The sequence below is a fragment of the Embleya sp. NPDC059237 genome (assembly GCF_042754105.1).
In the GTDB taxonomy this organism is placed as follows: domain Bacteria; phylum Actinomycetota; class Actinomycetes; order Streptomycetales; family Streptomycetaceae; genus Embleya.
In genome coordinates, this window is record NZ_JBHZAE010000004.1 from 618,942 (window position 1) to 644,870 (window position 25,929).

19 protein-coding genes are annotated in these 25,929 nt (G+C 71.8%); 3 read left to right on the forward strand and 16 right to left on the reverse strand.

What is annotated here, in order from left to right; translation table 11 throughout:
- Positions 1 to 463 precede the first annotated feature (463 nt).
- The 15 genes from ACFXKZ_RS16810 to argC all read right to left on the reverse strand — a co-directional run bounded on the left by ACFXKZ_RS16810 (position 464) and on the right by argC (position 18,463).
- Entirely contained in the window at positions 464 to 2,560 is a 2,097-nt protein-coding gene (locus tag ACFXKZ_RS16810; RefSeq protein ID WP_380001011.1) for a putative cobaltochelatase, read from the reverse strand.
- Positions 2,561 to 3,036: 476 nt separating this feature from the next.
- Positions 3,037 to 3,858, reverse strand: coding sequence for a MetQ/NlpA family ABC transporter substrate-binding protein (locus ACFXKZ_RS16815; RefSeq protein ID WP_380001013.1), 822 nt, complete (start codon positions 3,856 to 3,858; stop codon positions 3,037 to 3,039).
- An 82-nt stretch (positions 3,859 to 3,940) separates the two neighbouring features.
- On the reverse strand, positions 3,941 to 4,597 hold the full coding sequence (locus ACFXKZ_RS16820) for a methionine ABC transporter permease (protein ID WP_380001015.1): 657 nt from the start codon (positions 4,595 to 4,597) through the stop codon (positions 3,941 to 3,943).
- Positions 4,598 to 4,599: 2 nt separating this feature from the next.
- A complete protein-coding gene (locus ACFXKZ_RS16825; protein ID WP_380001017.1) occupies positions 4,600 to 5,673 on the reverse strand; it encodes a methionine ABC transporter ATP-binding protein in 1,074 nt (357 codons plus the stop codon).
- 381 nt (positions 5,674 to 6,054) lie between these two features.
- The gene (locus tag ACFXKZ_RS16830; RefSeq protein ID WP_078978635.1) at positions 6,055 to 6,531 is read right to left on the reverse strand and encodes a GNAT family N-acetyltransferase; all 477 of its coding nucleotides are present in this window, start codon (positions 6,529 to 6,531) and stop codon (positions 6,055 to 6,057) included.
- Between the two features lie 339 nt (positions 6,532 to 6,870).
- Positions 6,871 to 7,701, reverse strand: a complete 831-nt coding sequence (locus ACFXKZ_RS16835) for an SDR family NAD(P)-dependent oxidoreductase (RefSeq protein ID WP_380001020.1) — start codon at positions 7,699 to 7,701, stop codon at positions 6,871 to 6,873.
- A complete protein-coding gene (locus ACFXKZ_RS16840) occupies positions 7,698 to 9,245 on the reverse strand; it encodes a wax ester/triacylglycerol synthase family O-acyltransferase (RefSeq protein WP_380001022.1) in 1,548 nt (515 codons plus the stop codon). Before ACFXKZ_RS16840 ends, ACFXKZ_RS16835 begins: the two co-directional genes overlap by 4 nt.
- Complete coding sequence (locus tag ACFXKZ_RS16845) at positions 9,242 to 10,486, reverse strand: alpha/beta hydrolase family protein (RefSeq protein WP_380001024.1); 1,245 nt, start codon at positions 10,484 to 10,486, stop codon at positions 9,242 to 9,244. Before ACFXKZ_RS16845 ends, ACFXKZ_RS16840 begins: the two co-directional genes overlap by 4 nt.
- Positions 10,487 to 10,725: 239 nt before the next feature.
- Positions 10,726 to 12,144 carry an argininosuccinate lyase gene (gene argH, locus ACFXKZ_RS16850; RefSeq protein WP_380001026.1) on the reverse strand — a complete coding sequence of 473 codons (1,419 nt, stop codon included), beginning with the start codon at positions 12,142 to 12,144 and terminating at the stop codon, positions 10,726 to 10,728.
- Entirely contained in the window at positions 12,141 to 13,337 is a 1,197-nt protein-coding gene (locus tag ACFXKZ_RS16855; RefSeq protein WP_380001028.1) for an argininosuccinate synthase, read from the reverse strand. Before ACFXKZ_RS16855 ends, argH begins: the two co-directional genes overlap by 4 nt.
- Positions 13,338 to 13,450: 113 nt before the next feature.
- Complete coding sequence (locus ACFXKZ_RS16860; RefSeq protein WP_235618828.1) at positions 13,451 to 14,014, reverse strand: arginine repressor; 564 nt, start codon at positions 14,012 to 14,014, stop codon at positions 13,451 to 13,453.
- A gap of 45 nt (positions 14,015 to 14,059) precedes the next feature.
- A complete protein-coding gene (locus ACFXKZ_RS16865; RefSeq protein WP_380001030.1) occupies positions 14,060 to 15,277 on the reverse strand; it encodes an acetylornithine transaminase in 1,218 nt (405 codons plus the stop codon).
- Positions 15,274 to 16,251: an acetylglutamate kinase gene (gene argB, locus ACFXKZ_RS16870; protein WP_380001032.1), complete on the reverse strand. Its 978-nt coding sequence runs from the start codon at positions 16,249 to 16,251 to the stop codon at positions 15,274 to 15,276. The genes ACFXKZ_RS16865 and argB overlap by 4 nt, the downstream gene beginning before the upstream one ends.
- 32 nt (positions 16,252 to 16,283) lie before the next feature.
- Positions 16,284 to 17,438 (reverse strand): bifunctional glutamate N-acetyltransferase/amino-acid acetyltransferase ArgJ, encoded by a 1,155-nt coding sequence (gene argJ, locus ACFXKZ_RS16875; protein WP_380001034.1) that lies wholly within the window; start codon positions 17,436 to 17,438, stop codon positions 16,284 to 16,286.
- Positions 17,435 to 18,463 carry an N-acetyl-gamma-glutamyl-phosphate reductase gene (argC, locus tag ACFXKZ_RS16880; protein WP_380001036.1) on the reverse strand — a complete coding sequence of 343 codons (1,029 nt, stop codon included), beginning with the start codon at positions 18,461 to 18,463 and terminating at the stop codon, positions 17,435 to 17,437. Before argC ends, argJ begins: the two co-directional genes overlap by 4 nt.
- A 463-nt stretch (positions 18,464 to 18,926) precedes the next feature.
- On the opposite strand from argC, the gene ACFXKZ_RS16885 reads away from it, so the two are divergent.
- Together ACFXKZ_RS16885 and ACFXKZ_RS16890 are read left to right on the forward strand one after the other, a co-directional pair.
- Positions 18,927 to 20,810, forward strand: a complete 1,884-nt coding sequence (locus tag ACFXKZ_RS16885) for a hypothetical protein (protein ID WP_380001038.1) — start codon at positions 18,927 to 18,929, stop codon at positions 20,808 to 20,810.
- Positions 20,811 to 20,889: 79 nt separating this feature from the next.
- Positions 20,890 to 22,764: a hypothetical protein gene (locus ACFXKZ_RS16890; RefSeq protein WP_380001040.1), complete on the forward strand. Its 1,875-nt coding sequence runs from the start codon at positions 20,890 to 20,892 to the stop codon at positions 22,762 to 22,764.
- Positions 22,765 to 23,286: 522 nt separating this feature from the next.
- Here ACFXKZ_RS16890 and ACFXKZ_RS16895 read toward each other — a convergent pair.
- Entirely contained in the window at positions 23,287 to 23,961 is a 675-nt protein-coding gene (locus ACFXKZ_RS16895; protein WP_380001041.1) for an SDR family oxidoreductase, read from the reverse strand.
- A 77-nt stretch (positions 23,962 to 24,038) separates the two neighbouring features.
- On the opposite strand from ACFXKZ_RS16895, the gene ACFXKZ_RS16900 reads away from it, so the two are divergent.
- Positions 24,039 to 25,925, forward strand: coding sequence for a hypothetical protein (locus tag ACFXKZ_RS16900; protein WP_380001043.1), 1,887 nt, complete (start codon positions 24,039 to 24,041; stop codon positions 25,923 to 25,925).
- Positions 25,926 to 25,929: the final 4 nt, after the last annotated feature.

A 25,929-nucleotide genomic window follows, 5' to 3' on the forward strand; every position in this document is an offset into this window, starting at 1 on the left:
CGCCGCAGGCACCCGACAACCGCAACCGAACCGCCCAACGCACCAATCCCAGCCCGTCCGGCGCATGAGGACGCTCGCCGCAGGCGCCCGAAAACCGCAACCCAACCGCCCAAAGCACCAATCCCAGCCCGTCCGGCGCATGAGGACAAAACGGGGCGCAGCCCGGCTCCCGAAGCCCGACCCAGTAGTCCCAACCCCACCCCGTCCGACGCTTGAGGACACCCACCAGAGGCACCCGACAACCGCAACCCAACCGCCCAACGCACCAATCCCAGCCCGTCCGGCGCATGAGGACGCTCGCCGCAGGCACCCGACAACCGCAACCCAACCGCCTAACGCACCAATCCCAGCCCGTCCGGCGCTTGAGGACCGGCGGGCCGCCGGCCGGCCAACCACACCCCGGCCGACCCACCGCCCAGGACCGACCGATTCCAGCCCGTCCGGCGCATGAGGACCAACCACGTCACGCCACCGAGCGCACATCCCGCACCAGCCCCGCCAGCCCCTCCGCCGCGAGTTCGTCCAACGTCACCACCGGCCCACCCAGATCCCCGGCAAGCCGGGCCGCCAGGCCCAACCGCACCGGACCGCTCTCGCAGTCCACCACCAACGTCGCAACACCCCCGGCCGCCAACAGCCGAGCCGCCCGCCGGCTCTCCCCCAGCGCGTCCCGCCCACCCGTGGCCCGCCCGTCGGTGACCACCACGAGCAGCGGCCGACGCAGCGGATCACGCAGCCGCTCCACCCGCAACGTCTCGTGCGCACGCAACAACCCGGCCCCCACGGGCGTCCGCCCCCCGGTCGGCAACGCCGCCAGCCGCGCCGCGCCGATCTCCACCGACGACGTCGGCGGCAACGCCAACGACGCACCCGCGCCCCGGAAGGTGACCAGCCCGACCTTGTCCCGCCGCTGATAGGCGTCCAGCAACAGGGACAACACCGCGCCCTTGACCGCCTGCATGCGCTTGCGCGCCGCCATCGACCCGGACGCGTCCACCACGAACAGCACCAGGTTGCCCTCGCGCCCCTCGCGGACCGCCTCGCGCAGATCGGTGCGCCGCAGCAGCAGCCCCGCGCCGGTACGTCCGCGCGCCTTCTGGTGCAGCGCCGCCGCCCGCACCGTGGCGGCCACATGCAGCCGGGTCACCCGGCCCGCGGCGACCTGCGCGCCGGTGGTACGCCCGCTCGCGGTCCGCGCGCGGGAACGGCGCCCGGCCGCGCCCTGCCCGACCCCGGGCACCGCGAACAGCCGGGTGCGATACGGCTCGGCCGCTGCCACCGCGGCCTGCTCCCGCCCACCGTCCGAACCGGCCGGCGTCCCCGCCACCGGAGCATCCTCGGTACCGGGCGCCGAACTCGGCGCCGCCTCGGTCGACTTCGACCCGTCGCCCGCCGACCCGTCCGCCCGATCCGAGCCGTCCGCCCCATCCGAGGCATCCGACCGGTCCGCACCGTCCGTCCGCTCCGACCCGTCCGCCCCCGCCGGCGGCTCCCCGCCCCCGTCCGGCCCATCCCCTTCAGGCTCCGGGTCCGGCTCGGGCTCCGGCTCCTCCGGATCCCGCAACGCCTCATCGAGCAGCGCCTCATCCAACCCGGGCGCATCGAACGGATTGCGTCGCCGCCGGTGCGGCAGCGCCAACAGCGCGGCCTGCCGCACGTCCTCCGCCGTGACCTCGGTCCGCCCGTGCCAGGCGGCCAGCGCGATCGAGGTACGCGCCGTGACCAGGTCCGCCCGCATCCCGTCCACCTCGAACGACGCGCACACCCGGGCGATCCGCTCCAGCTCGGCGTCCGGCAACCGCACATCGGCCAGCACCTTCCGGGCCGCCAGGATCCGCCCGGCCAACGCCGCGTCCTCGTCCGCCCACCGCGCCGCGAACCCGTCCGGATCGGCCTCGTAGGCCAACCGGCGGCGCACCACCTCTGCCCGCTCGCGCGGCTCTCGGCTCGCCGCCACCTCCACGGTCAGCCCGAACCGGTCCAGCAACTGCGGCCGCAGCTCGCCCTCTTCCGGGTTCATCGTGCCCACGAGCAGGAACCGCGCGGCGTGCCGCACGGACACCCCCTCGCGCTCCACGTGCGAGGTACCCATCGCCGCCGCGTCCAGGAGCAGGTCGACGAGGTGATCGTGCAGCAGGTTGACCTCGTCGACGTACAACACGCCCCGGTGCGCGGCGGCCAGCAGCCCGGGTTCGTACGCCTTGACGCCCTCGGTGAGCGCACGTTCGATGTCCAGCGAGCCGGCCAGCCGGTCCTCGCTGGCGCCGACCGGCAGTTCCACCAGACGCGCGGCGCGCGAGGCGCCGCCGACCGCCGGATCGTGCGGCCCGTCGGGGCAGTGCTCGTCCGGCCGAACCGGTTCGCAGGAGAAGCGGCAACCCGGCACCACCGCGACCTCGGGCAGCTGGCTCGCCAGCGCGCGCACCATGGTCGACTTGGCGGTGCCCTTCTCGCCCCGCACCAGCACCCCGCCGACCGCGGGCGAGACCGCGTTCAACACCAGAGCCAGGCGCAGGTCGGCCAGTCCGACGATGGCGGAGAACGGATAGGCGGCGCTCATCGGCGCCGGCCCGGCATCGTCGATCCGCCGTCGGATGTCCGTACCGTACCCATCGGTACGACGATCGCCGGGAACATCGGTATCAAGCACGCAGGCATGCGCCGTCGGCCTCCCTCGGGTGTCCACGCCCTGGTCGGTGGCGGGACCCGCGTTCGGGGTCCCGGACAGCGGCAAGTCTCTGGCTCACGCCCGCCCGAGGGCGTGCGTTCACAGTGGCGGGACCGCTCCGGGTTGCCGCATCGCGCCGTCGCCTCCGGATGTACCGGCATCGAGGTGTGGTCCGCGTCCGGTACGGCCGCAACACACCTCGACACCGGGCCCGAAGGTGCTCCGCGCGATCCGCCGGATTCCTTCCCTGCTGTCGGCCACACCCTCTCACATGCCCCGAAACATGCCACGGCCCCCGCCGGATGAATCGGGCGGGGGCCGTGGTGGGTGTGCGCCGCGGTGCGGGCGGCGGGGTCACGCCGCCGGGATCAGAACGCGGCGAGCACGTTGCCCTTGTACTCGTCGGCGATGTACTTCTTCACCTCGGGCGAGTTCAGCAGCTTCGCCAGCTTCTGCACGCGCGGGTCGGTGTCCTTGCCCTTCTTGACCACCAGGACGTTCGCGTAGGGGTTGTTGTCGGCCTTCTCCACCGCGATGCCGTTCTTGCCCGGGGTCAGCCCCGCGTCCAGCGCGTAGTTGCCGTTGATCACCGCGCCGTCCACGTCGTCCAGCGCGCGGGGCAGCTGCGCCGCCTCGATCGCCTTGAACTTCAGCTTCTTCGGGTTGTCGGCGATGTCCTTCTCGGTCGCCGTGGTGGTCGCGCCCTCCTTGAGCTTGATCACACCGTTGTCGGCGAGCAACTTGAGCGCACGACCGCCGTTGGTGGCGTCGTTCGGGAACGCGATCGTCGCGCCCTCCTTCAGCTCGGCGAGCGACTTGACGTTCTTGGAGTAGAGCGCGAGCGGCTCCAGGTGCACCGGCACCACCGGGGTCAGGCTCTTGCCCTTCTCCTTGTTGTACTCCGCCAGATACGGCTTGTGCTGGAAGAAGTTGGCGTCGACCGCGCCCTCGTCCAGGGCCGGATTCTGCTGGGTGTAGTCCGAGAACTCCTTGATCTCCAGCTTCAGGCCCTCCTTCGCGGCGAGGTTGTCCTTGATGTACTTCAGGATCTGCGCGTGCGGGACGGCGGAGGCGGCGACCTTGAGCGGGTCGGAGGCGGACGAGCCCTTCTTGTCGTCGCTGCCGCAGGCGGCGAGACCGAGTCCGAGGGCGGCGACGGCGGAGATGGCGACAAACTTGTCGATACGCACGAAGAGTGCCTTTCCTGGTGGTGCGGTGTACGCGGGCGGAATGCCTCGCGTCGTACGGTGGCGCGGGCGAAGTGCCGCGTGTCTAGCGGTGGGCGAGCCTGCGGGAGAGCAGGTCGCCGAGGAATTGCACGAGTTGAACCAGGACGACGAGCACCGCGATGGTGACGAGCATCAGGTTCGTCTCGAAGCGTTGGTAGCCGTAGCGGATGGCGAGGTCGCCGAGGCCGCCGCCGCCGACCACACCCGCCATCGCGGAGTAGCCGACGATCGCAACGACGGTCACGGTGATCGCGGAGATGATCGACGGCACCGCCTCGCGCACGAGCACCTTGCGCACGACGGTGAACGTGCCCGCGCCCATCGACTGGGCGGCCTCGATCAGGCCCCGATCCACCTCACGCACCGCGGTCTCCACCAGGCGCGCGAAGAACGGGATGGCGCCCACGGTCAGCGGCACGATCGCGGCGTCGGTGCCGATGGTGGTCCCGGTCACCCAGCGGGTGAACGGGATCAGCGCGACGAGCAGGATCAGGAACGGGATCGACCGCCCCACGTTGACCACCAGGCCGAGCAGCTTGTTCGCCGGCGCGAAGGACAACGGCCCGCCGCGGTCGGTGAGCACGAGCAGGAGCCCGATCGGCAGGCCGATCACTACGGTGATCAGCGTCGCGACGCCGACCATGTACAACGTCTCCTGGGTGGCCGTCTCCAGCAGGGGCCGCATCTCGGACCAGGTCATCGTCAGAGCTCCTTGCCCGCGAGCGCCACGCCGTCGGCGGCGGCGACGTCGGCGTCCGATGTGGTGTGGTCGGTCCCCGACTCGGCTTCGGCCTCGTCGATCACGTCGACCTGGAGGCCCTGCTCGCGCAGGTAGCCGATCGGCACCACGTTGCGCTCGAAGGTGCCGTCGAGCGAGATCCGCATCCGGCCGATCTGCCGCCCGCCGACGCTCTCCACGGCCGCGCCGAGCACGTTGACGTCGACGTTGTAGGTGCGCGCGAGGGTGGAGATGAACGGCTGCGCCGTCTCCTCGCCGCGGAAGGTGATGTCGACCAGCGTGCGGCCCGCGAGCACGGCGGGCGTACCCAGCGGGAACATCTCCCGGGCCAGCCGCGAGTCGGAGCGGCCGAGCAGCTCGGGCACCGTTCCCGACTCGACGATCCGGCCGCCCTCCATCAGCGCGGCCGAGTCGCAGATGTTCTTGACCACGTCCATCTCGTGGGTGATCAGCAGGATGGTCAGGCCGAGTCGGTCGCGCAGGTCGCGCAGCAGGGCCAGGATCGAGCGGGTGGTCTCCGGGTCGAGCGCCGAGGTGGCCTCGTCGGACAGCAGTACGCGCGGTTCGGCGGCGAGCGCGCGGGCGATGCCCACCCGCTGCTTCTGCCCGCCGGACAACTGCGCGGGGTACGCCTTGGCGTGCTCGGCGAGGCCGACCAGGTCGAGCAGTTCGGCGACCCGGCGGGCCCGGTCCCGGCGCGGCACCCCAGCGATCTCCAGCGGTACCGCGACGTTCCCGGCGACGGTGCGGCTGGAGAGGAGGTTGAAGTGCTGGAAGATCATCCCGATGCCGCGCCGCTCGGCACGCAGCGCGCTCGCCGACAGCGAGGTCAGCTCGCGCCCGCCCACCTCGACGGTGCCCGACGTGGGGCGCTCCAGGAGGTTGACGCAGCGGATCAGGGTGCTCTTGCCGGCGCCGCTGCGGCCGAGCACACCGAAGATCTCGCCTTCGCGCACGTGCAGGTCGACCCCGTCGAGCGCGGTCACCTGCCGTTCTCGGCTGCGATAGACCTTGCTCAGGGCAGTGGTACGGATCACCGTGAAGTCCTCGGGTGGATGTGCGCGCCGAATCGGGCCCGACGAAGGGCCGCGCGACTCGATCACACAGGGGGCGTGGCGGGGGTTGCACCGGGGGCGCGGAGCGCTCGGCCCGGGAGAGGGATCAGGCCCTCAAATCCTCAACAGCCACACATTCGACACATCTGACACGAACGGCGCATGCAACGACAACCCGTGGCGGTAGCCGCGGTGCCGGAGATGTGAGCCGTCGTGAACATGATCCGATTAAAGCAGACACACGCCTCGCAAAGGAAATGTCATCCCGCCGAGCACCTGCGACCGGAGCCGACGAAGCCCCGACGGCCATGGATTCCATGGTTGCCGGGGCTTCGGGGGTGCTGCTCGCCTCGCGGGCGTCGATCAGGCCGCGAGGACGGCGGTCTTGCGCAGGTAGACCAGGCTCAGTCGGGGGCTGACCTTCTCGATCCGGCCGGAGACGTAGCCGAGGCGTTCGTACAGCCGCAGATTGTTCTCGCTGCGGTGGCCGGTGAACAGCTCGTACTCGGCGGCGTCGGCGAGTTTCGCCTCGATCGCGCGCAGCAGCCGGGTGCCGAGCATGTGCCGCTGCAGCCGGGGGTGCACGATCAGTTTGCCGATCCGGGCCACGCCGTCGTCGATGGTGCCGCGCACCGAGCCGACGACCTCCTCGCCCAGGCGCGCCACCAGCACGGTGTGCGTCTCGAACTCGGCGCGCAGGCTCTCCAGGCTCTGCGTCAGCGGCTCGATGCCGTAGTCGTTGTAGAGGGCGGCCTCGCCCTGGTAACAGAGGTACTGAAGCTTGAGAATCTGCTCGGCGTCGGATACGTCCGCCGTGCCGATACCCACGTTCTGCCCCATCGGATTGCTCCCCTGATCGCCCTGATCACCGCGCGGATGTGTGTGCCGCAGCGTCGAGCCCCGTGCCCGATGCGAAGGGGGAGGGTTGTCCCCTTCTCGAACACGCGCGTGAACACTGCGTTCGTCACTGTTCCACACGGCTTTTCCCGGACTTCTACCCGGCCCTCACCTACGCGCAATCCGGCGTTCAGGCAGCGTGTTCGACGAAGTGCCCCCCGATGGGGTGAATCGCCGGAAAAATGCGTGTCGCGGAACGCGCGCTGTGGCCACTACGCGCGGCGTTCACGCCCGCTCCGGAGCGACCCGGCCGATCGATCCGGCCGGCCGCGGCCCGGCCGGCTACAGACCCGTGACGCGCCGGACGACTCCCTCCTTGAGCGCGCGCACCATCGCGAACGGTTCGGTGGCCTGGTGTACGAGCAGCGTCAGGTGTGCGTCGGCCCCGACCACGTAGCGCGATCTCGGCGACTTCGTGGTGGCGGCCAGGGCGATCGTGTCGGCGATCGTCTCCGGCTCGCTCCACAGCGGCTTCATGATCGAAAAGCCCAGGTCCATCCGGCGGAACGCGGTCGCGAACGCGGTGCCGCGATGGCGCTCGACCGCGTCGGCCATCTCCTCGGTGGCGCCGCTGCGGAAGCCGCCGGGCGAGACCACCACGACGTCGATCCCGGCCCCGGCCAGCTCCACCCGAAGCGCTTCGGAAGCCGCCTCCATCGCGTGCTTCCCGGCCTGATACCAGCCGAGCAGCGGATACGTGACCCGTCCGGCCAGCGAGGAGATCTGCACCACCCGGCCCCACCCGCGCTCGCGCATGTGCGGAACGGCGAAGCGGGCCAGCCGCATCGGGCCGAACAGCGCGGTCTCCAGCTGGTGGCGGGCGTCCTCCTCCGACACGTCGAGCACGGGGGCGAACGAGGTGCCGCCGGCGTTGTTGACCAGGATGTCGGGACGGACCTGCTCGATCACGTCCTTGCCGCCGGCCGCGTCGGTGACGTCCAGGAGCACGGTGCGCACCTCGACCCCGGCCGCGTCCGCCGCGGCCAGGACCGACTCGGCCTTGGCCGCCGTGCGCACGCTGCCGACGGTGTCCACGCCCGCCCGGGCCAGCGCCAGCACGGTGGCCAGGCCGAGTCCGGAGTTGGCGCCGGTGACCAGTGCCGTCCTGCTCACGCGCGACCCGCCTCGAACCCGGCGGCATCGACCGCACGATCCTCCTCGACCCGTCGCGGACCGGGCACCTTGGACACGGCCCCGGCCCCACCCTCCGGGTCAGCCGCGCCGTAGGGCTCGGGCGGCAGATCCCGCGTCGGGCGCGGCGGCGCGACCTCGTCCGCCGCCTTCAGCAGGTGGTTCAACTGCTCGACGATGGCGTCCGCCAGGGCGAACGGGTCCGGCAGCGCGTCCCGGTCGGCCAGCACACCGATGTCGATCCGGTCGTCGTAGCTCATGCCACCGATGAACAGTCCGAAGCCGTCGGCGATGATCCCCATCGAATGAAACGCCTCCACTCGCTGCCCGTGGGCATACAGCGGCCTGCGCGGACCGGGCACGTTCGACACCGTGACGTTGCACAACGCCGGCAGCACGGACGCGAGTCGGGCCTCGCGGTAGAGCCCGCCGAGCGCACCGAGCAGCGCCGGCGGCGGCGCCTCGGCCAGACCCGTGAGCAACTCGCTGCCCATCGCGCTCTGTACGGCCTTGGCCGCGTCGGAGTTCTCGTGCACGCACAGCAGTCGCTCACCGGGCTCGGTCACGTCGGTGGCCAGTCCCACCAGCATCCCGGTGATCAGGTTGCCGCCGGCCCGCTCGCCGCCGTGCGTGGCGTCCACCGGCACCGTGGCGACCAGTTCCCGCTCGGGCAACTCGCCCAGGGCATCCAGGTGTTCGCGCAGCGCGCCGGCCACCATCGCGAGTACCACGTCGTTGACCTTGACCCCGAAGGCGTTCTTGACCAGCTTGACGTCGGAGAGCGAGACGCTGCAGAAGCCGTACGCCCGCCGCGGGCCGATCGGCGCGTTGAACCGGGTCCTGGGCACGTTCAGCGGCAGCGCCCGACTCAGCCGCCCGGTCAGCGCGGCCTGCAGCACGCCCTGTCCCAGGCGGCCGAGTTGCCGGCCCACCCGTACGGGCGTGCCGGCAAGCGAGAGTGCGCCCTCGCGGATCGCCTCCCACCCCTCGGGCACGGCTCCCGGCTCGCTCGGCCCGGGCACCGGCGCGGGCGCCTGCTCGGCCGGCGGGTTCGGGACGGCGTCGAAGAAGATCTCCTGCATCGCGGCGCCGGAACGCCCGTCGATGCACGCGTGATGCACCTTCCACAGGTGCGCGACCCGCCCGTTCTCCAGGCCGTCGACGATCCACCATTCCCACAGCGGGCGGTCACGGTCCAGGCGGTGGCGGTAGATCTCCTCGGCCATGGCGGTCAGTTCACGCCGGCCGCCGGGCGCCGCCAGGGTGGCCCGACGCAGATGGTTGCCCAGCTCGAAGTCGGGGTCCTCGACCCAGTGCGGCCGGGCCAGCCCCCACGGGCCGCGGACCAGTTTGCGGCGCAGCAGCGGCAGTCGGGGCAGCCGGGCGGCCAGCGTGCGCGCGAACGCGGCGCGGTCGACGCGGCCCCCGGTGTCCGAGGCGTCGACGATGGTCAGGCAGACGACGTGCGCCGGCCACTCCTGCGACTCCAGGGCCAGGAATGCCGAATCCAGACCGGAGAGCTTCACCAGGTATTCCTCCTCCCGATGCCCGACGAGGTCAGGGCATCCTCGATGAAGCGGTGCGCCTGCCGGTTCCACACGGCTCCGATGTGCGAGCCGCGGTACCAGCAGACGGATGGTTCCTCCCAGTGCTTCCAGAGCCGATACGCCTGCTGCGGCGTGGCCATACGATCGGCCAGGCCGGCGTAGACGAAGCGCCGCTCCAGCGGCACCCGGGGCGTCACCGCCAGCGGCGAGACCACGCGGTGGACCGTCTCGGCGTCCGCGCCGAGCAGGCCCGCCGCGCGCACCTCGCGCTCGATGTCCTCGGGTACGTGGTGCGACATCACCCACGCCATGTCGACCGAGGGCACGCCGACGACCACGCAGTCCAGCTCCTCCAGGCCCGCGACCAGGGCGGCGACGTAGGCGCCCAGCGAGAGCCCGTGCACGGCGACGGGGGTGTCGCCGTCGCCCTGCGCGCGCACCCAGTCCAGGCAGCGGCGCACGTCCCACACGGCCTGTCCCAGGCCGTGCACGTTGCCGAGGTAGTCGAACGAGATGAACGTGCCGTCGTGGGTGCGCGTGCTCTTGCGCGGCCCGTGCATGGGCAGCACCGGGTGGATCACGTTGACGCCGAGTTCGCGGTGCAGCCGCGGCGAGCGGAAAGCGGCCAGGTCGCCGGGTCGGCCCATGCCGAAGCCGTGCAGGTTCACCAGCCACGGTCGCGGCGCTCCGGGGTGGCGCAGTACGTACGCCCACACCCGCTGATTCGCTCCCGCGCCCTGCCACCGGGTGGCCCCCGGCACCCCGGCGCGGGGCATGTATCCGCTGTCGAAGGTCAGTTGCTCGTAGCCGATGGTGCCGTAGAGCCGGTCCCGGAGCACCGGGTCCTCCGGGGCGGGCGGTTCGGGATGGAAGCGGGTCGGATCGTCGAGGTAGCCCTCGGCGCGGAACTTGGCCAGCGCGTCGGCGATCTCGGTCCGGATCCGCTGGGCGTCCTCGGGGTCGGGGGACAGCCGGCCGCCGGCCAGGACGGCCACCACGAGTTCGTCCAGAAAGGCCGCGGAGACCAGTCCCGGGGTGGGGAACACGGTGGGCATCTCGGGATATCGGCGCCGCTCGGCGCGCAACGACCGCACATAAGAGCGCACTCCGAAGCCCACCGAGGGGGGAACACTGCGCAGCAGCGCGCCGACCGGGAGATCCGCCAGCATGGCGGCGGACTTCTCCCCCTGGGAACGTATTCGACGCAGGTGATCGAGCATGCCGATCCCTCCCCTCGATGTGAACCGACCCTAGTACGGAGTCAACGGAGCGAACACGTGCAATCGCTTTTGGTAACCGCGATTTCACAATTGGGACTGGAACCGCAACTTCCGCTCACACTCGTGCAACCATCCAGAAACCGGACGCCCCACGACATGCGGACACGACGATGGGCCCGCCACCTCCCCCCGGAGGTTGCGGGCCCATCGTCTCAGGTCGATCCCGGTGCCGTACGGCGTTACCCGCCGGCCCACTTGCGCTGGCCGGCCAGGTCCGCCCGAAGCTCGCCGAGTTGCTCGGCGACCCGGACCGGGGCGGTGCCCCCGCGTCCGTCACGCGAGGCGACCGAGCCGGACACGGTCAGTACCGAGCGCACCTCCGGGGTCAACTCCGGCGAGATCTCCGCGAGTTGATCGTCGGTCAGGTCCCACAGCTCGATCCCGCGCGGCTCGCAATACTTCACACACGCGCCGGCCACCTCGTGCGCCACCCGGAACGGAGTGCCGCGGCGGACCAGCCACTCGGCGATGTCGGTGGCCAACGAGAAGCCGGCCGGCGCCAGTTCGGCCAGCCGCTCGCGGTGGAAGGTGAGCGTGGCGATCATCCCGGTGAACGCCGGAAGCAGGACTTCGAGCGTGTCGCACGAATCGAAGACCGGCTCCTTGTCCTCCTGGAGGTCGCGGTTGTAGGCCAGCGGCAGCGCCTTCAGGGTGGCCATCAACCCGGTCAGGTTGCCGATCAGCCGGCCCGACTTGCCGCGCGCCAGCTCCGCGATGTCGGGGTTCTTCTTCTGCGGCATGATCGAGGAACCGGTGGAGAAGGCGTCGTCCAGCGTCACGAAGGAGAACTCCTTCGTGTTCCACACGATGATCTCCTCGGCCAGCCGGGACAGGTTCACCCCGAGCATCGCGGTGACGAACGCGAACTCGGCGGCGAAGTCGCGCGAGGCGGTGCCGTCGATCGAGTTCGCCGCGGAAGCGGAGAAGCCGAGGTCGCGGGCCACCGACTCGGGGTCGAGCCCGAGGGAGGACCCGGCGAGCGCGCCGGACCCGTACGCCGACACGTCGGCGCGCCGGTCCCAGTCGCGCAGCCGGTCGGCGTCGCGCGCGAAGGCCTGCACGTGCGCGAGCAGGTGGTGCGCGAGCAGCACCGGCTGGGCGTGCTGGAGGTGGGTGCGACCCGGCATCACCGCGTCGGGATGCGCGGCGGCCTGCTCGATCAGCGCCTCCTGGAGGTCGGCGAGCAGCCGGCCCAGGATCCGCGCGTGGTCGCGCAGGTACATCCGGCCCAGGGTGGCGATCTGGTCGTTGCGCGAGCGGCCCGCGCGCAGCTTGCCGCCCAGGTCGGGGCCGAGGATGTCGAGCAGGCCGCGCTCCAGCGCGGTGTGCACGTCCTCGTCGGCGATCGTGGCGACCAGGACACCGGACTCGACATGCTCTTGCAGCGTGTCCAGGCCGGCCAGCATGCGGGTCAGCTCGTCGTCGGTGAGCAGTCCGGCCGCGTGCAGGACCCGGGCGTGCGCCCGGGAGCCGGCGATGTCGTACGGCGCGAGCCGCCAGTCGAAGTGCACGCTGGCGGAGAGCAGGGCCAAAGCCTCGGAGGGGCCGCCGGAGAAACGGCCGCCCCACAGGCTCACCCGGTCGGTGTTCTCGGTCACGATGCACCGTCCCGACGCGCCGCGATCTTGCCGGAGAGCCCGAACAGCTCGATGAAGCCCTTGGCCTGCGATTGGTCGAACGTGTCGCCGGTGTCGTAGGTGGCGAGGTTGAAGTCGTAGAGCGACTGGTCGCTGCGCCGACCGGTGACCACGGCCCGCCCGCCGTGCAGGGTCATCCGGATGTCGCCGGACACGTGCCGGTTGGCCTCGGCGACGAAGCCGTCGAGGGCCCGCTTGAGCGGGGAGAACCACAGGCCGTCGTAGACCAGTTCGGCCCAGCGCTGCTCGACCGTGCGCTTGTAGCGGGCCAGCTCGCGCTCGACGGTGACGTTCTCCAGCTCCTGGTGCGCGGTGATCAGCGCGATCGCGCCCGGGGCCTCGTAGACCTCGCGGCTCTTGATGCCGACCAGCCGGTCCTCGACCATGTCGATCCGGCCCACGCCCTGCGCGCCGGCCCGCCGGTTCAGCTCCTCGATCGCCTGGAGCACGGTGACCTCGCGGCCGTCGACGGCCACCGGCGCGCCGTGCTCGAAGGTGATCACCACCTCGTCGGCGTCCCGCGCGTCGGCCGGATTCTGCGTGTATTCGTACACGTCCTCGATCGGCGCGTTCCAGATGTCCTCCAGGAAGCCGGTCTCCACGGCCCGCCCGAAGACGTTCTGGTCGATCGAGTACGGCGACTTCTTCGTGGTGACGATCGGCAGGTTCTTCGCCTCGGCGAAGGCGATCGCCTTGTCCCGGGTCATCGCGTAGTCGCGAACCGGGGCGATGCACGTCAGGTCCGGGGCGAGCGAGGAGATGCCCACCTCGAAGCGGACCTGGTCGTTGCCCTTGCCGGTGCAGCCGTGCGCGACCGTGGTCGCTCCGTGCTTCCGCGCGGCGGCGACCAGGTGCTTGACGATCACCGGTCGAGACAGCGCGGAGACCAGCGGGTAGCGGTCCATGTAGAGCGCGTTGGCCCGGATGGCCGGCAGGCAGTAGCCGTCGGCGAACTCGTCGCGGGCGTCCGCGACCTCGGCCTCGACCGCGCCGCAGGCCAGTGCCCGCTTGCGGATGATGTCCAGGTCCTCGCCGTTCTGGCCGACGTCGACGGCCACCGCGATGACCTCGGCGCCGGTCTCCTCGGCGATCCATGGGATACAGACGGAGGTGTCTAGACCTCCGGAATAGGCGAGTACGACGCGCTCGGTCACGAGCGATTTCTCCTTACGAATGAGCGATTCGGCAGATGTGGTGCCGGCTTCGGCCCGAGCCGAGCGATCGGGCGGTGTGCGGAAGTCGATGGTCGCGGGCGGACCGGGCCCGGCTATCCCTTGTGCTCGGCGAGCGCCAGGAGGTGCGCGGCGAGCGCCGCGCCGCCCTCCGGGTCGCGCGAGACCATCAGGATGGTGTCGTCGCCGGCGATGGTGCCCAGGATCAGCCGGGACTCGGCGTGGTCCATCGCGGAGGCCAGGAACTGGGCCGCCCCGGGCGGTGTGCGCACCACCACGAGGTTGCCCGATGCCTCGGCCGACACCAGCAGTTCGCCGGCCAGCCGGGACAGCCGTCCCTCGACCGCGGACTCCTCCAGCGGTGCCCGCGGAGTGCGATCACCACCCTCCGCCGGCACGGCGTAGATCAGCGATCCCTCCGCGTCGCGGATCTTCACCGCGCCCAGTTCGTCGAGATCCCGCGACAGCGTGGCCTGGGTGACGGCGAGGCCGTCCTCGGCGAGCAGCCGGGCGAGTTGGTTCTGCGACCGGACCGGGTGTCGGGTCAGGATGTCGACGATCCGCCGGTGGCGGGCGATCCGGGTGCTGGGCACCGCATATACGCCCTCGACCGGGGTCGCGTCGGTGCCGGGCTCGCCGGCGCCGGGCTCGCTGCTCATGGGCCGACCCCGCCTAGCGCCGCACGCGTCGTCGTCGGACGGTGTTCACGAAGTTCCTCCGGCGGGTGCGGCGGCGAGGCCGGCGTCCAGGATTGCGGGCAGCGCCCCGAGCAGCGCGTCCACGTCCGCGTCGTCGACGACGAGCGGCGGGGCGAGCCGGACCCGGGTGGGCACGGCGGCGTTGACGAGGAAACCCGCGTCCTGCGCCGCCTGTTGCACGGTCTGCGCCACCGGTGCGGTGAGCACGATACCGATCAACAGGCCCGCTCCGCTCACCTCGTCGACCAGCGGATGGGCGATCTTGTCGATTCCCGCCCGCAGCCGCTCGCCGAGTTGCGCCGAACGGGTGCACAGGTCGTCGTTCTCGATCGTGTCGAGCACCGCGAGCGCGGCGGCGCAGCAGATCGGGTTGCCGCCGAACGTGGTGCCGTGCTGGCCCGGCCGCAACAACTCCGCCGCCGGCCCGAAGGCGACACAGGCGCCGATCGGCAACCCGCCGCCCAGCCCCTTGGCCAGCGTGACCACGTCGGGCTCGATGCCGAGCGGCTGGTGGGCGAACCAGGCGCCGGTACGGGCTATGCCGGTCTGGATCTCGTCCAGGATCAGCAGCGCGCCGTGCGCGGCGGTGATCTCCCGGGCCGCGGCCAGGTAGCCCTCGCCGGGCATGACCACGCCGTTCTCGCCCTGGATGGGCTCCAGGATCACCGCGGCGGTCTGCGGACCGACGGCGGCGCGCAACGCGTCGACGTCGCCGTAGGGCACGAAGTCGACGCCGCCGGGCAGCGGGGCGAACGGTTCGCGCTTGGCGGGCTGGCCGGTCATCGCCAGCGCGCCCATGGTGCGGCCGTGGAAGCCGCCCTCGGCGGCGATGATCTGCGGCCGGCCGGTGCGCCGGGCGATCTTGAACGCGGCCTCGTTGGCCTCGGCGCCCGAATTGCCGAAGTAGACCCGGCCGGGGCGGCCGAACAGCGCGAGCAGCCGCTCGGCGAGCGCCACGGGCGGTTCGGCGATGTAGAGGTTGGACACGTGGCCCAGTCGGCCCAGCTGCGCGCTCACCGCGGCGGCGATCGCCGGGTGCGCGTGGCCGAGCGCGTTGACCGCGATGCCGCCGAGGAAGTCGACGTAGGTGTTGCCCGCGCCGTCCACGACGCGCGCGCCCGAGCCGCTGATCAGCTCGATCGCGGGTGTGCCGTAGTTGTGCATCAGCGCCTGGTTCCACCGCTGCGTCAACGCACCGGCGGCACCGCTCTCGGTGATGGTCACGCCGCCCCCTCGGAGTCTTCGTCGTCGTTGTCCACGTGCTCGATGTCGGCCGCGGCCCCCGCGTGCTTGTCCCGGGCGGGCACCACCATGGTCCCGATGCCCTCGTCGGTGAACACCTCCAGGAGCAGCGAGTGCGCGACACGCCCGTCGAGCACGTGCGCGGCCGGCACCCCGGCCTGCACGGCTCGCAGGCACGCCTCCATCTTGGGCAGCATGCCGGTGGACAGGCTCGGCATCAGCGTGGCCAACTCGTCGGCGTCCAGGCGCGATATCACCTCGTCACTGACGGGCCAGTCGGCGTACAGCCCCTCGACGTCGGTGAGCACGACCAGCTTCTCCGCGCCGAGCGCCACCGCGAGCGCCGAGGCCGCGGTGTCGGCGTTGACGTTGTAGACGTGCCCGTCGGCGCCGCGCGCGATCGAGGAGATCACCGGTATCCGGTTGTCGTCGAGCAGCGCCCGGATCGCGCCGGGGTCGACCTCGACGATGTCGCCGACCAGGCCGATGTCGACCGACTCGCCGTCCACGACCGCGAGCCGCTTCTCCGCGGTCATCGTGTGCGCGTCCTCGCCGGTCATCCCGACGGCGAACGGCCCGTGCCGGTTGATCAGGCCGACGATCTCGCGCTGCACCTGGCCGGCGAGGACCATGCGCACCACGTCCATCGCCTCGGGCGTGGTCACCCGAAGGCCGCCGGCGAAGGAGGACTCGATGCCGAGCCGGTCGAGCTGCGCGCTGATCTGCGGGCCGCCGCCGTGCACGATCACCGGGCGCAGCCCGGCGAACCGCAGGAACACCAGGTCTTGGGCGAACGCCTGCTTGAGCGCGTCGTCGACCATGGCGTTGCCGCCGAACTTGATCACCACGGTCTTGCCGTAGAAGCGCTCCAACCACGGCAACGCCTCGATCAGCGTGTGCGCCTTGGCCAGTGCCGCGTTGTTGCGCCCCTGTTTGTCGGCCGATTCCGTCCGCATCCCGCTCCCCCTCGTCTGGCTGTCGGTACCGGTCACGACGAGTAGGCCGAGTTCTCGTGGACGTATTCGGCGGTGAGGTCGTTGGTCCACACCGTCACGGCGGCCTCGCCGGCGTTGAGGTCGGCCACGATGTGCGTCTCGCGCGGGGTCATGTCGACCAGCTCGCGGTCCTCGCCGACGAAACCGTCCCGGCACACCCACACGCCGTTGAAGGCGACGTCGAGCCGGTCGGGATCGAAGGTCGCGGCGGTGGTGCCGATCGCGGCGAGCACGCGGCCCCAGTTGGCGTCCTCGCCGTGCACGGCGCACTTGAACAGGTTGTTCCGGGCGATCGAGCGGGCCACCTCCAGCGCGTCGGCCTCGGTCGCGGCGCCCGTCACGTCGATCCGGATGTCCTTGCTCGCGCCCTCGGCGTCGCCGATCAGCTGCCGGGCGAGGTCGCCGCAGACGGTGCGCACCGCCTCGGCGAACGCGGCGAGGTCGGGCTCGACACCGGAGGCGCCGGAGGCCATCAGCAGCACGGTGTCGTTGGTGGACATGCAGCCGTCGGAGTCGATCCGGTCGAACGTGGTGTGCGTGGCGCCGCGCAGCACCGCGTCCAGCGTCTCGGCGTCGACCGCGGCGTCGGTGGTGAGCACGACGAGCATGGTGGCCAGGCCGGGGGCGAGCATGCCCGCGCCCTTGGCCATGCCGCCGACGGTCCACCCGGCGGGGTCGGTGACCACGGACTGCTTGTGCACGGTGTCGGTGGTCTTGATCGCGATCGCAGCGGCCTCGCCACCGTCGGCGCTCAGTGCCGCCGCCGCCTTGTCGACGCCCGGCAGCAGCCGCTCCATCGGCAGTTGCACACCGATCAGGCCGGTGGAGGCCACCACGATCTCGCCGGCGTTCAGCCCCAGCGCCTCGGCGACCCGCTCGGCGGTGGCGTGCGTGTTGCGAAAGCCCTCGGTGCCGGTGCAGGCGTTGGCGCCGCCGGAGTTGAGCACGACCGCCTGCACGAGGCCGGCCTTGACCACCTGTTCGGACCACACCACCGGCGCGGCCTTGATCCGGTTGGCGGTGAACACCGCCGCCCCGGCGATCGAGGGGCCGTCGTTGACGATCAGCGCCACGTCGGGCGCGCCCGTGCTCTTGAGGCCCGCGGCCACGCCCGCGGCGCGAAAGCCCTGTGCTGCGGTGACGCTCACGGCGCTACCCCCGTCTTGCTCAGTCCCAGGTCCTCGGCGAGGCCGAGGGCGATGTTGGTGCTCTGGATGGCGCCGCCGGCGGTGCCCTTGGCGAGGTTGTCGATCGCGCCGACCACCACGACGCGGCCCGCGCGCTCGTCGACGGTGACCTGTACGACGGCCGTGTTGGCGCCGTAGACCATCGCGGTCGCGGGCCACTGGCCCTCGGCGAGCAGGTGGACGAAGCCCTCGTCGGCGTAGGCCGCGGTGTAGGCCGCGCGGACCGCCTCGGCGGTGACGCCCGGCCGCAGCCGGGCGGTGCAGGTGGCCAGGATGCCGCGCGACATGGGCACCAGCGTCGGGGTGAAGGACACCGTGACCGGCGCGTCGGTGACCGCGCGCAGCCCCTGGAGGATCTCCGGGGTGTGCCGGTGCACCCCGCCGACGCCGTAGGCGCTCACGGAGCCCATCACCTCGCTCCCCAGCAGGTGCGGCTTGGGCGCCTTGCCCGCCCCGGAGGTGCCGGACGCGGCGACCACGACCCAGTCGGGCTCGACCAGGTCGGCGGCGGTGGCGGGCACCGTGCACAGCAGCGAGACGGTCGGGTAGCAGCCCGGCACCGCGATCCGCCGGGTGCCGACGAGCGCGGCGCGCCCGCCCGGCAGCTCGGGCAGTCCGTACGGCCACGTCCCGGCGTGGGGGGATCCGTAGAACTCCTCCCAGTCGGCGCCGTCGCGCAGCCGGTAGTCGGCGCCGCAGTCCACCACGAGCACGTCGGCGCCCAGTTGCGCGGCCAGCGCGCCGGACTGTCCGTGCGGCAGGGCCAGGAAGACCACGTCGTGCCCCGCCAGGTTCTCGGCCGTGGTCTCGACGAGGACGCGGTCGGCCAACGGCAGCAGGTGCGGCTGCAGCTCGCCCAGGCGTCGGCCCGCGTTGGACCCCGCCGTGAGCGTGCCGATCTCGATCTCCGGGTGTGCGAGCAGCAGGCGCAGGATCTCCCCGCCCGCGTATCCACTCGCCCCCGCCAGTGCCGCCTTGGCCCCCATTACCGCCTCCTTGTCAGGAGCATGACTATACGGATGGTCGAATCACTATGCAAGTACGTTGGGTGACCGCCCTCCCCCGACCGTGTCTTCGAGCCCCCTTTGGCGTCCCGCCGGTGCCCCGCCGGGCTCCGTTCGGCGTGAGCGCCACGAGGAGCCCGACGGGCGGATGCCGTGCGTCGGCGCAGCGCAGAAGCAGGCGCACAGTGGCCCCATTCGCCCGTTTCTCCGGTGCGCCCAGGTACGGCGCCGCGCGTCGTGATGCCCGGCAGGGGCCCGAAGACCCGCCCGAGACCGCTCCGGACAAGCCTTCCCCGTCCCCGGGTCACCCAATAGGGCGCATGCCGGTGCGTTAGGATCAGCGGACTTCGGATACGCGCCCCCGGCGGGCGGTCGACGGCCGGCGGGACGGCAACGACGTGCAGCAGACGGCGGGCGCCCCCGCCCAGGAAACGAACGAGACCACGTGACCCCTCCCCCCGGCACCTCCGGGCCCGCCGACGCCGCACGCGTCGCCGACCCGGACCTACAGTCCCCGACCGGCGAGCCCCCATCGGCTCCCGAGGCGGGCACCGCGGACACCACCGCCGCGCCGACCCGGCCCACTGCCGAGCGCAGGCGCGCCCGCGTCCCACTGCCGGACCTGCTCGCCCTGGGCCTGCCCACGCTGGTCTTCGCGATCATGGGCTGGCACCAGCGCTGGATCACCGACGACGGCCTCATCTTCACCCGCGCGGTCCGCGAGATCCTGGCCGGCAACGGTCCCGTCTACAGCGCCGGCGAACGTGTGGAGACCTCCACCAGCACGCTGTGGCAATGGCTGCTCGCGCTGCTCGGCGGCATCACCCCGTTCGACTACGCGCCCACCGCCGTCTACACCGGCCTGATCCTGTCGGTCGTCGGCCTGTGGTTGTCCCTGGACGGCACCCGCCGGCTCTTCCGCGGCCTGGCGGTCACCCGGCTGCTGCTGCCCGCCGGCGTACTCGTGTTCATCGCCGTCCCCTCCGTGTGGGACTTCGCCACCGCCGGCATGGAGACCGGCCTGATCCTGTTCTGGATCGGCCTGTCGTGGTGGCTGCTGATCGGCACCTGGCTGCGCCCGGTCGGCACCCACACCACCCGGCACACCCTCGCCCTGTCCTTCTGGTTCGGCCTGGGCCCCCTGGTCCGCCCCGACCTGGGCCTGACCATGGTGATCCTGCTCGCCGCCCAGTTCCTGCTGATCGGCGCGCGCTGGCCCAAGGCCCTGGCGATGCTCGCCTGCGCCGGGTTCCTGCCCGCCGCCTACGAGATCTTCCGGATGGGCTACTACGGCCTGATCTTCCCGATGCCCGCCCTCACCAAGGAGGCGTCGGGATCGTTGTGGGGCCGCGGCTGGGACTACCTGACCGACTACATGAAGCCGTACTACCTGTGGATCCCGATGATCCTGATCGTGGTCGCGGTCGCCCTCGCGCTCACCCGGCGCCGCCCCGCCGACCGGCGCACCTGGATAGTCATCGGCACCCCCCTGGTCGCCGCGCTGGGCCAGACCGTGTACGTGCTCAAGGTCGGCGGCGACTTCATGCACGGCCGCATGTGGCTGCCCGTACTGCTCCTGGTCCTGCTCCCGCTGCTGCTCGCCCCCCTGGACCGGCTCGTGACCCCCGTCATCGTGCTGGTCGCGGTCTGGGCGGTGGTCTGCGGCAGCACGCTGCGCTCCGGCGTGATCACCACGCCGGCCCCCGACGGCAACGGCAACCAGGTCTGGAACGAACGCGACACCTACGCCGCGTGGACCAGGACCGACAACCCCACCACCGAGGAAGCGCACATCCGGACGCTGCCGACGATAGAAGAGGCGTTCCGCAACGAAAAGACCGGCGGCGAACGTCTGCTCTTCGTGGACCCCAACTACATGAAGGTGCCGCCGCTGCCGCTGCGCACCGACCTCGACCACGACAAGGGCCTGGTCATCGGCCGACTCGGAGTCGGCGGCTCGATAACCCCGCTCGGCGGGATCGTGGTCGACGTGTGGGGCCTGTCCAACACCGTCGGCGCGCACATCACCGAGACCCGGCACACCGCCGCCGGCCACAAGAAGCTGCTGCCGTTCGCCTGGAACGTCGCGCTCTACGTCGACCCGGCCGGCGACGCGCTGGTCCCGCCGGACGCCGCCACCCAGGAGGACATCCGCGCCGCCCGGGCCGCGCTGCGCTGCGGCGACCTCGCCGAACTCGTCGATTCGGTCGACGAACCGATGTCCGCGTCGCGCTTCTGGAAGAACCTGACCGGCGCCGTGGACCGAACCAAGCTGCGGATCCCGGCCAACCCGATCGAGGCCGAGAAGAAATTCTGCTCGCCCTCCTGAGCCCGTCATCGGACCGGCGGTCGATCATCAGTGGTTATGGTGTGGTCGGCCCGCCCGCCCCGACTGGAGTCAACGAACCATGAGCCTCGTGAGTGTGCTGTCCGGGCGCTCGCGCTTCGGGCGACGGGCCGATCCCCCCCAGGACGGCCCGTCCACCCGCGGCACGACCCGCTGGAACCTCGCGATGGTGCTGACGCCCGCCCTGATCGTGCTGATCCTGGGCTGGCACCGACGCTGGATCAGCGACGACGGCCTGATCTTCACCCGCACCGTGCGCCAGATCCTGGCCGGCAACGGCCCCGTGTTCAACGTGGGCGAACGCGCCGAGTCCTCCACGAGCACGCTGTGGCAGTGGATCCTGGTGCTCGCGTCCTGGATCACCCAGAGCGACGTCGGCCGCCTCGCGGTCTACCTGGGCCTGCTGTGCACCACCGCCGGCTACGTCCTCGCGCTCCAGGCCACCCGTCGGCTGCACGAACGCACCGCGCGCGTCCCCGTCCTGGTGCCGTTCGGGGTGATCGCCCTGCTCGCGCTGCCGCCGGTGTGGGACTTCGCCACCTCCGGCCTGGAAACCGGGCTGACCACGTTGTGGATCGCCGGCTGCTGGTGGCTCCTGGTCCGCCTCCCTCACGACCCGCGCGCCCGCATCGCCTACGCGCTGGCCTTCGTCGCGGGCCTGGGCCCGACGGTCCGCCCCGACCTGGCCATCGCCACCCTCGGATTCCTGATCGCGCTCGCCGTGATCCGCCGCCCACGCCCGCTCCGCGCCCTCGCCCTGTTCGGCACCGCGTTCACCCTTCCCCTGCTTTACGAGATCTTCCGGATGGGCTACTACGGCGTCATGCTGCCGCTGCCCGCCGTGACCAAGGAGGCGTCGGCGAGCGACTGGTCCCGGGGCTGGAACTACGTCCGCGACCTGACCGGGCCGTACCACCTGTGGATCCCGTTCGTCGTACTCGCCGCGTGCGTGCTCGCCCAGGCGGTACTGCGGGTACGCCGCGACCCCGCTCGCGCCCGCGCCCGACTGGACCCGCGCACGATCGACCGCGCCGGATGGACCCGGATCACCGTCCTCGCCGTCCCCGTGGCGTGCGGCCTGGTCATGCTGCTCTACGTGATCCGCGTCGGCGGCGACTTCATGCACGCCCGGATGTTGCTGCCCGGCCTGTTCACCCTGCTGCTGCCCATCCTCGTGGTCCCCGCGAACCGGCTCGCGGTGCCCGCCGCCACCGTGCTGATCGGCTGGGCCGTGGTCTGCGCGGTCGCCTTCCGGGTGCCCTACGAGGGCATCGGCCCGCGCGGCATCGCCGACGAACGTGCCTTCTACATCGGCGCGCTCAAGGTCGCCAACCCGGTCACCGCCTACTCGTACGTGGCCAACTACCCACGCTTCCCCGCCGCCGCCCAGGCCGCCCGCGCCGACCACAAGCACGTGATCGTCTACCCCTGGTACGACGGCTTCTACGTCACCGCCCTCGACCCGAAGCTGCCCGCCCCGGTCGCCACGGTATGGACCAACCTCGGCATGAACGGCGCGAACACCCCGCTCGACGGCGTCTCCGTCGACATCCTCGGCCTGGCCTATCCCCTGGCCGCCCACGTCGAACTCACCACCCGGGGCCGCCCGGGCCACGAAAAGGAAATCGACATCGCCTGGGTCTTCGCCCAGTACACCTCCCCGGACGCCGTCCTCCCCCCGGGCATCGACCCGATCCGCGTCAAGGCCGCCCGCTACGCCCTCACCTGCGGCAACACGAACACCGGAAAAATCAAAGAACTCCAGGACTCGGTCCAAGAACCCATGACCTGGAGCCGCTTCAAAAAGAACTTCACCGGCGCCTGGGACCGCACCTCATTCCGCTTCCCCAACGACCCGGTAACAGCAGCCAAAAAAATCTGCGGCGTAGACGTCCTCCAAAAGGACGTCCTCCCCAAAGACAACACCGACCGCTGAAGCCCAAAACACCCACACTCGATAAGCAAACGGAACACAGCCCGCCTCCAGCCCGTCCGCCGCTTGAGAACAAGGCGGGACGCAACCGGGCCCCAATCAGCCCGTCCGGCGCTTGAGGACAAACCGGGACGCAGCCCGGCCCCGAAACCGAACCCGGCCCAACCCCAGCCGTCCGGCGCCCGAAGACAAACAGGCCCACAGCCCCGCACCGGAACCGAACCCAATCAGCCCGTCCGGCGCTTGAGGACAAACCGGGACGCAGCCCGGCCCCGAAACCGAACCCGCCCCAACCCCAGCCGTCCGGCGCCCGAAGACAAACAGGCCCACAGCCCCGCACCGGAACCGAACCCAATCAGCCCGTCCGGCGCTTGAGGACAAAGCGGGGCGCAGCCCGGCCCCGAAACCGAACCCGCCCCAACCCCAGCCGTCCGGCGCTTGAGGACAAACCGGGGACACAACCCGGCTCCGTGAGCCGAACCCACCACACCAGCCCGTCCGGCGTTTGAGGACGACAACCTCACGTCAACCCCGCGAGCGCACCGTCACGTCATTGACCACCGAATCCCCCGGAAGCGAAAGCGTCGACACCACCACCCCCGCCACCGTCACGGGATCGCTGTAGCGCGAGCTCTCGTACGCCCCGCCCTCCTGCTCCCGCACACCACGCTGCATCGCCGTGGCCGTCCGCCCCGGATACACACTGGTCACCCGCAACCCCGGCTCCTCCTCCCGCAGCCCGTCCGCGAACGCCTTCAACGCGTGCTTGCTCGCCGCATACGCCGTCCACCCCGCACTCGTCCGCAACCCCGCCCCACTGTTCAGCAACACCACATCGCCCCGCCCCCGCCGCAACGCCGGCAACAACACCCGCGTCACCTCCGCCACCGCGACCACGTTCACGGTCAGCGTGTGCGCCCACACCGCGACGGCCGTCGACGCCACCGTGCCCAGCTCCGCGACGCCCGCACTGTGCACCAGCCCCGCGAACGTCTCGTCCGCCAACGGCGCCAGCGCCTCCGCGATGGTCTCCGGACGCTCCAGGTCGGCCACCACCGTCCGCACTCCCGGGCCGGCCAGATCCGCCGCCCGCCCCTCCGACCGCACGATCGCGACCAGATCGTGACCGTCCTCCCGCAACAGCCGGGCCACCTCCGCGCCGATACCGCTACCCGCACCGGTGATCACGTAAGTACTCATGGCGCCACCCTACGAGGTGCGCGCCCGGCGGAACGGACGATCCCACCGGCGCCGTCCGACCCGCCCGGAGGCCGCCGATGACCCTGACCACCACCCCGGCCGACCAGGGCCCACCGCCCGCCGACCGCCCCGCCCCCACCCCTCTCCCACACCCGCGCACACCACACGGCGCCCGGTGGAACATCGTCGCCATCCTGCTGCCCGCCGTGTTCGTCGCCGTCCTCGCCGGCAGCCGCAGCTGGGTGTGCGACGACGGCCTGATCTACACCCGCCCGGTCCGCCAGATCCTGGCCGGCAACGGCCCCGTGTTCAACCCGGGCGAGCGCGCCGAGGCCGCCACCGGCACGCTCTGGCAGTGGCTCCTGGTGGTCGCGACGCGCCTGACCGGCCAGGACCCCGCGCCCCTGGCCGTGCGCCTCGGCCTGTTGTGCGCCGTACTCGGCTGGTTCCTGGCCGCCGACGCCGGCCGCCGCCTGTACCTGCCCGCCGTCGGACACGCCCCGCTGCTCCCCTGCGGCGCCCCGATCCTGCTCGCCCTGCCCCCGACCTGGGACTTCGCCACCTCCGGCCTCGAAACCGGCCTGACCACCCTGTGGATCGCCGGCTGCTGGTGGTTGCTCGTCCGCCTCGCCGCCGACCCGCACACCCACCCGCACCCGCGCCCGCACACCCGCCGCGCATACGGCCTCGCCGTCCTGGCGGGCCTGGGCCCGACGGTCCGCCCCGAACTGGCCATCGCCACGCTCGGCTTCCTGACCGCCCTCGCCCTGATCCACCGCCCGCGCCCCCGCCGCGCGGCGGCCCTCACCGCCACCGCGACCGCCCTCCCGCTGGCCTACGAGATCTTCCGGATGGGCTACTACGGCGTGCTGCTCCCGCTGCCCGCGATCACCAAGGAGGCCGGCGCGAGCGACTGGACCCGGGGCTGGGCCTACGTCCGCGACCTGGCCGACCCGTACCACCTGTGGCTGCCCCTGCTCACCCTCACCGCCCTCGGCACCGCCGGCGTGCTCACCACAAGACGCCGCACCGCCCCCACCACCGCGACCACACCCCTGGGCACCCGCGTGCGCCGCACGCTCTACGCGACCCCCGTCCTGTGCGGTCTCGCCATGCTGCTCTACGTGGTCCGCGTCGGGGGCGACTTCATGCACGCCCGGATGCTCCTCCCGGGCCTGTTCCTGCTGCTCCTGCCGATCCTGATGGTCCCGGCGAGCCGACTCGCGATCCCCGCCGTGGCCGCCCTGGCCGCGTGGGCCCTGCTGTGCGCGTCCGCCTTCCGGGTCCCCTACGACCGCATCGGCCCGAACGGCATCGCCGACGAACGCGGCTTCTACACCTCCGTCCTGGGCGTGGCCAACCCCGTCACCGCCGACGCCTTCATCGACGGCTTTCCCGGCTTCCCCACCGTCGTCCGCGGCCCCCGCCCGGGATACCGGCACACCCTGGTCGACCGCTCGCCGGCGCATACCCTCAACGCCCCGCTGCGCCCGGACATCGCCGCGCCGATCGTGGCGATGTGGCCCTCCCTGGGCATGCTCGGCGCGGCCGTCCCGCTTACCGGCGTCGCCCTCGACGACCTGGGCCTGGCCTATCCGCTCGCCGCGCACGTACGGCTGTCCACCCGGGGCCGCCCCGGGCACGAGAAGCAGGTCGACCCGGCCTGGGTGCTCGCCCAGTACGCCGACCCGGCCGCCCCGCCACCCCCGGGCATCGACCCGATCCGCGTCGCCGCCGCCCGCTACACCCTCACCTGCGGCGACACGAACCGCGGCCGGCTCAAGGAACTGCTGGACTCGACCCACGCCCCGCTGACCCGGCACCGCTTCGTCGCCAATCTCACCGGCGCCGTGCGCCGCACGTCCTTCCGCTTCCCCAACGACCCGATCGCCGCCGCCAGGCAGATCTGCGGCGTCGACGTCCTGGCCCCGGGCATCCTGCCCACCGCCCCCACCCACCCCTGAGCAC

Excerpts from the sequence above, each read along its gene's own strand:
- ACFXKZ_RS16810 (WP_380001011.1), bottom strand. The coding sequence starts at position 2,560 with ATGAGCGCCGCCTATCCGTTCTCCGCCATCGTCGGACTGGCCGACCTG.
- ACFXKZ_RS16820 (WP_380001015.1), bottom strand. The coding sequence starts at position 4,597 with ATGACCTGGTCCGAGATGCGGCCCCTGCTGGAGACGGCCACCCAGGAG.
- ACFXKZ_RS16830 (WP_078978635.1), bottom strand. The coding sequence starts at position 6,531 with ATGGGGCAGAACGTGGGTATCGGCACGGCGGACGTATCCGACGCCGAG.
- ACFXKZ_RS16845 (WP_380001024.1), bottom strand. The coding sequence starts at position 10,486 with ATGCTCGATCACCTGCGTCGAATACGTTCCCAGGGGGAGAAGTCCGCC.
- ACFXKZ_RS16860 (WP_235618828.1), bottom strand. The coding sequence starts at position 14,014 with ATGAGCAGCGAGCCCGGCGCCGGCGAGCCCGGCACCGACGCGACCCCG.
- argB (WP_380001032.1), bottom strand. The coding sequence starts at position 16,251 with ATGCGGACGGAATCGGCCGACAAACAGGGGCGCAACAACGCGGCACTG.
- argC (WP_380001036.1), bottom strand. The coding sequence starts at position 18,463 with ATGGGGGCCAAGGCGGCACTGGCGGGGGCGAGTGGATACGCGGGCGGG.
- ACFXKZ_RS16890 (WP_380001040.1), top strand. The coding sequence starts at position 20,890 with ATGAGCCTCGTGAGTGTGCTGTCCGGGCGCTCGCGCTTCGGGCGACGG.
- ACFXKZ_RS16895 (WP_380001041.1), bottom strand. The coding sequence starts at position 23,961 with ATGAGTACTTACGTGATCACCGGTGCGGGTAGCGGTATCGGCGCGGAG.
- ACFXKZ_RS16900 (WP_380001043.1), top strand. The coding sequence starts at position 24,039 with ATGACCCTGACCACCACCCCGGCCGACCAGGGCCCACCGCCCGCCGAC.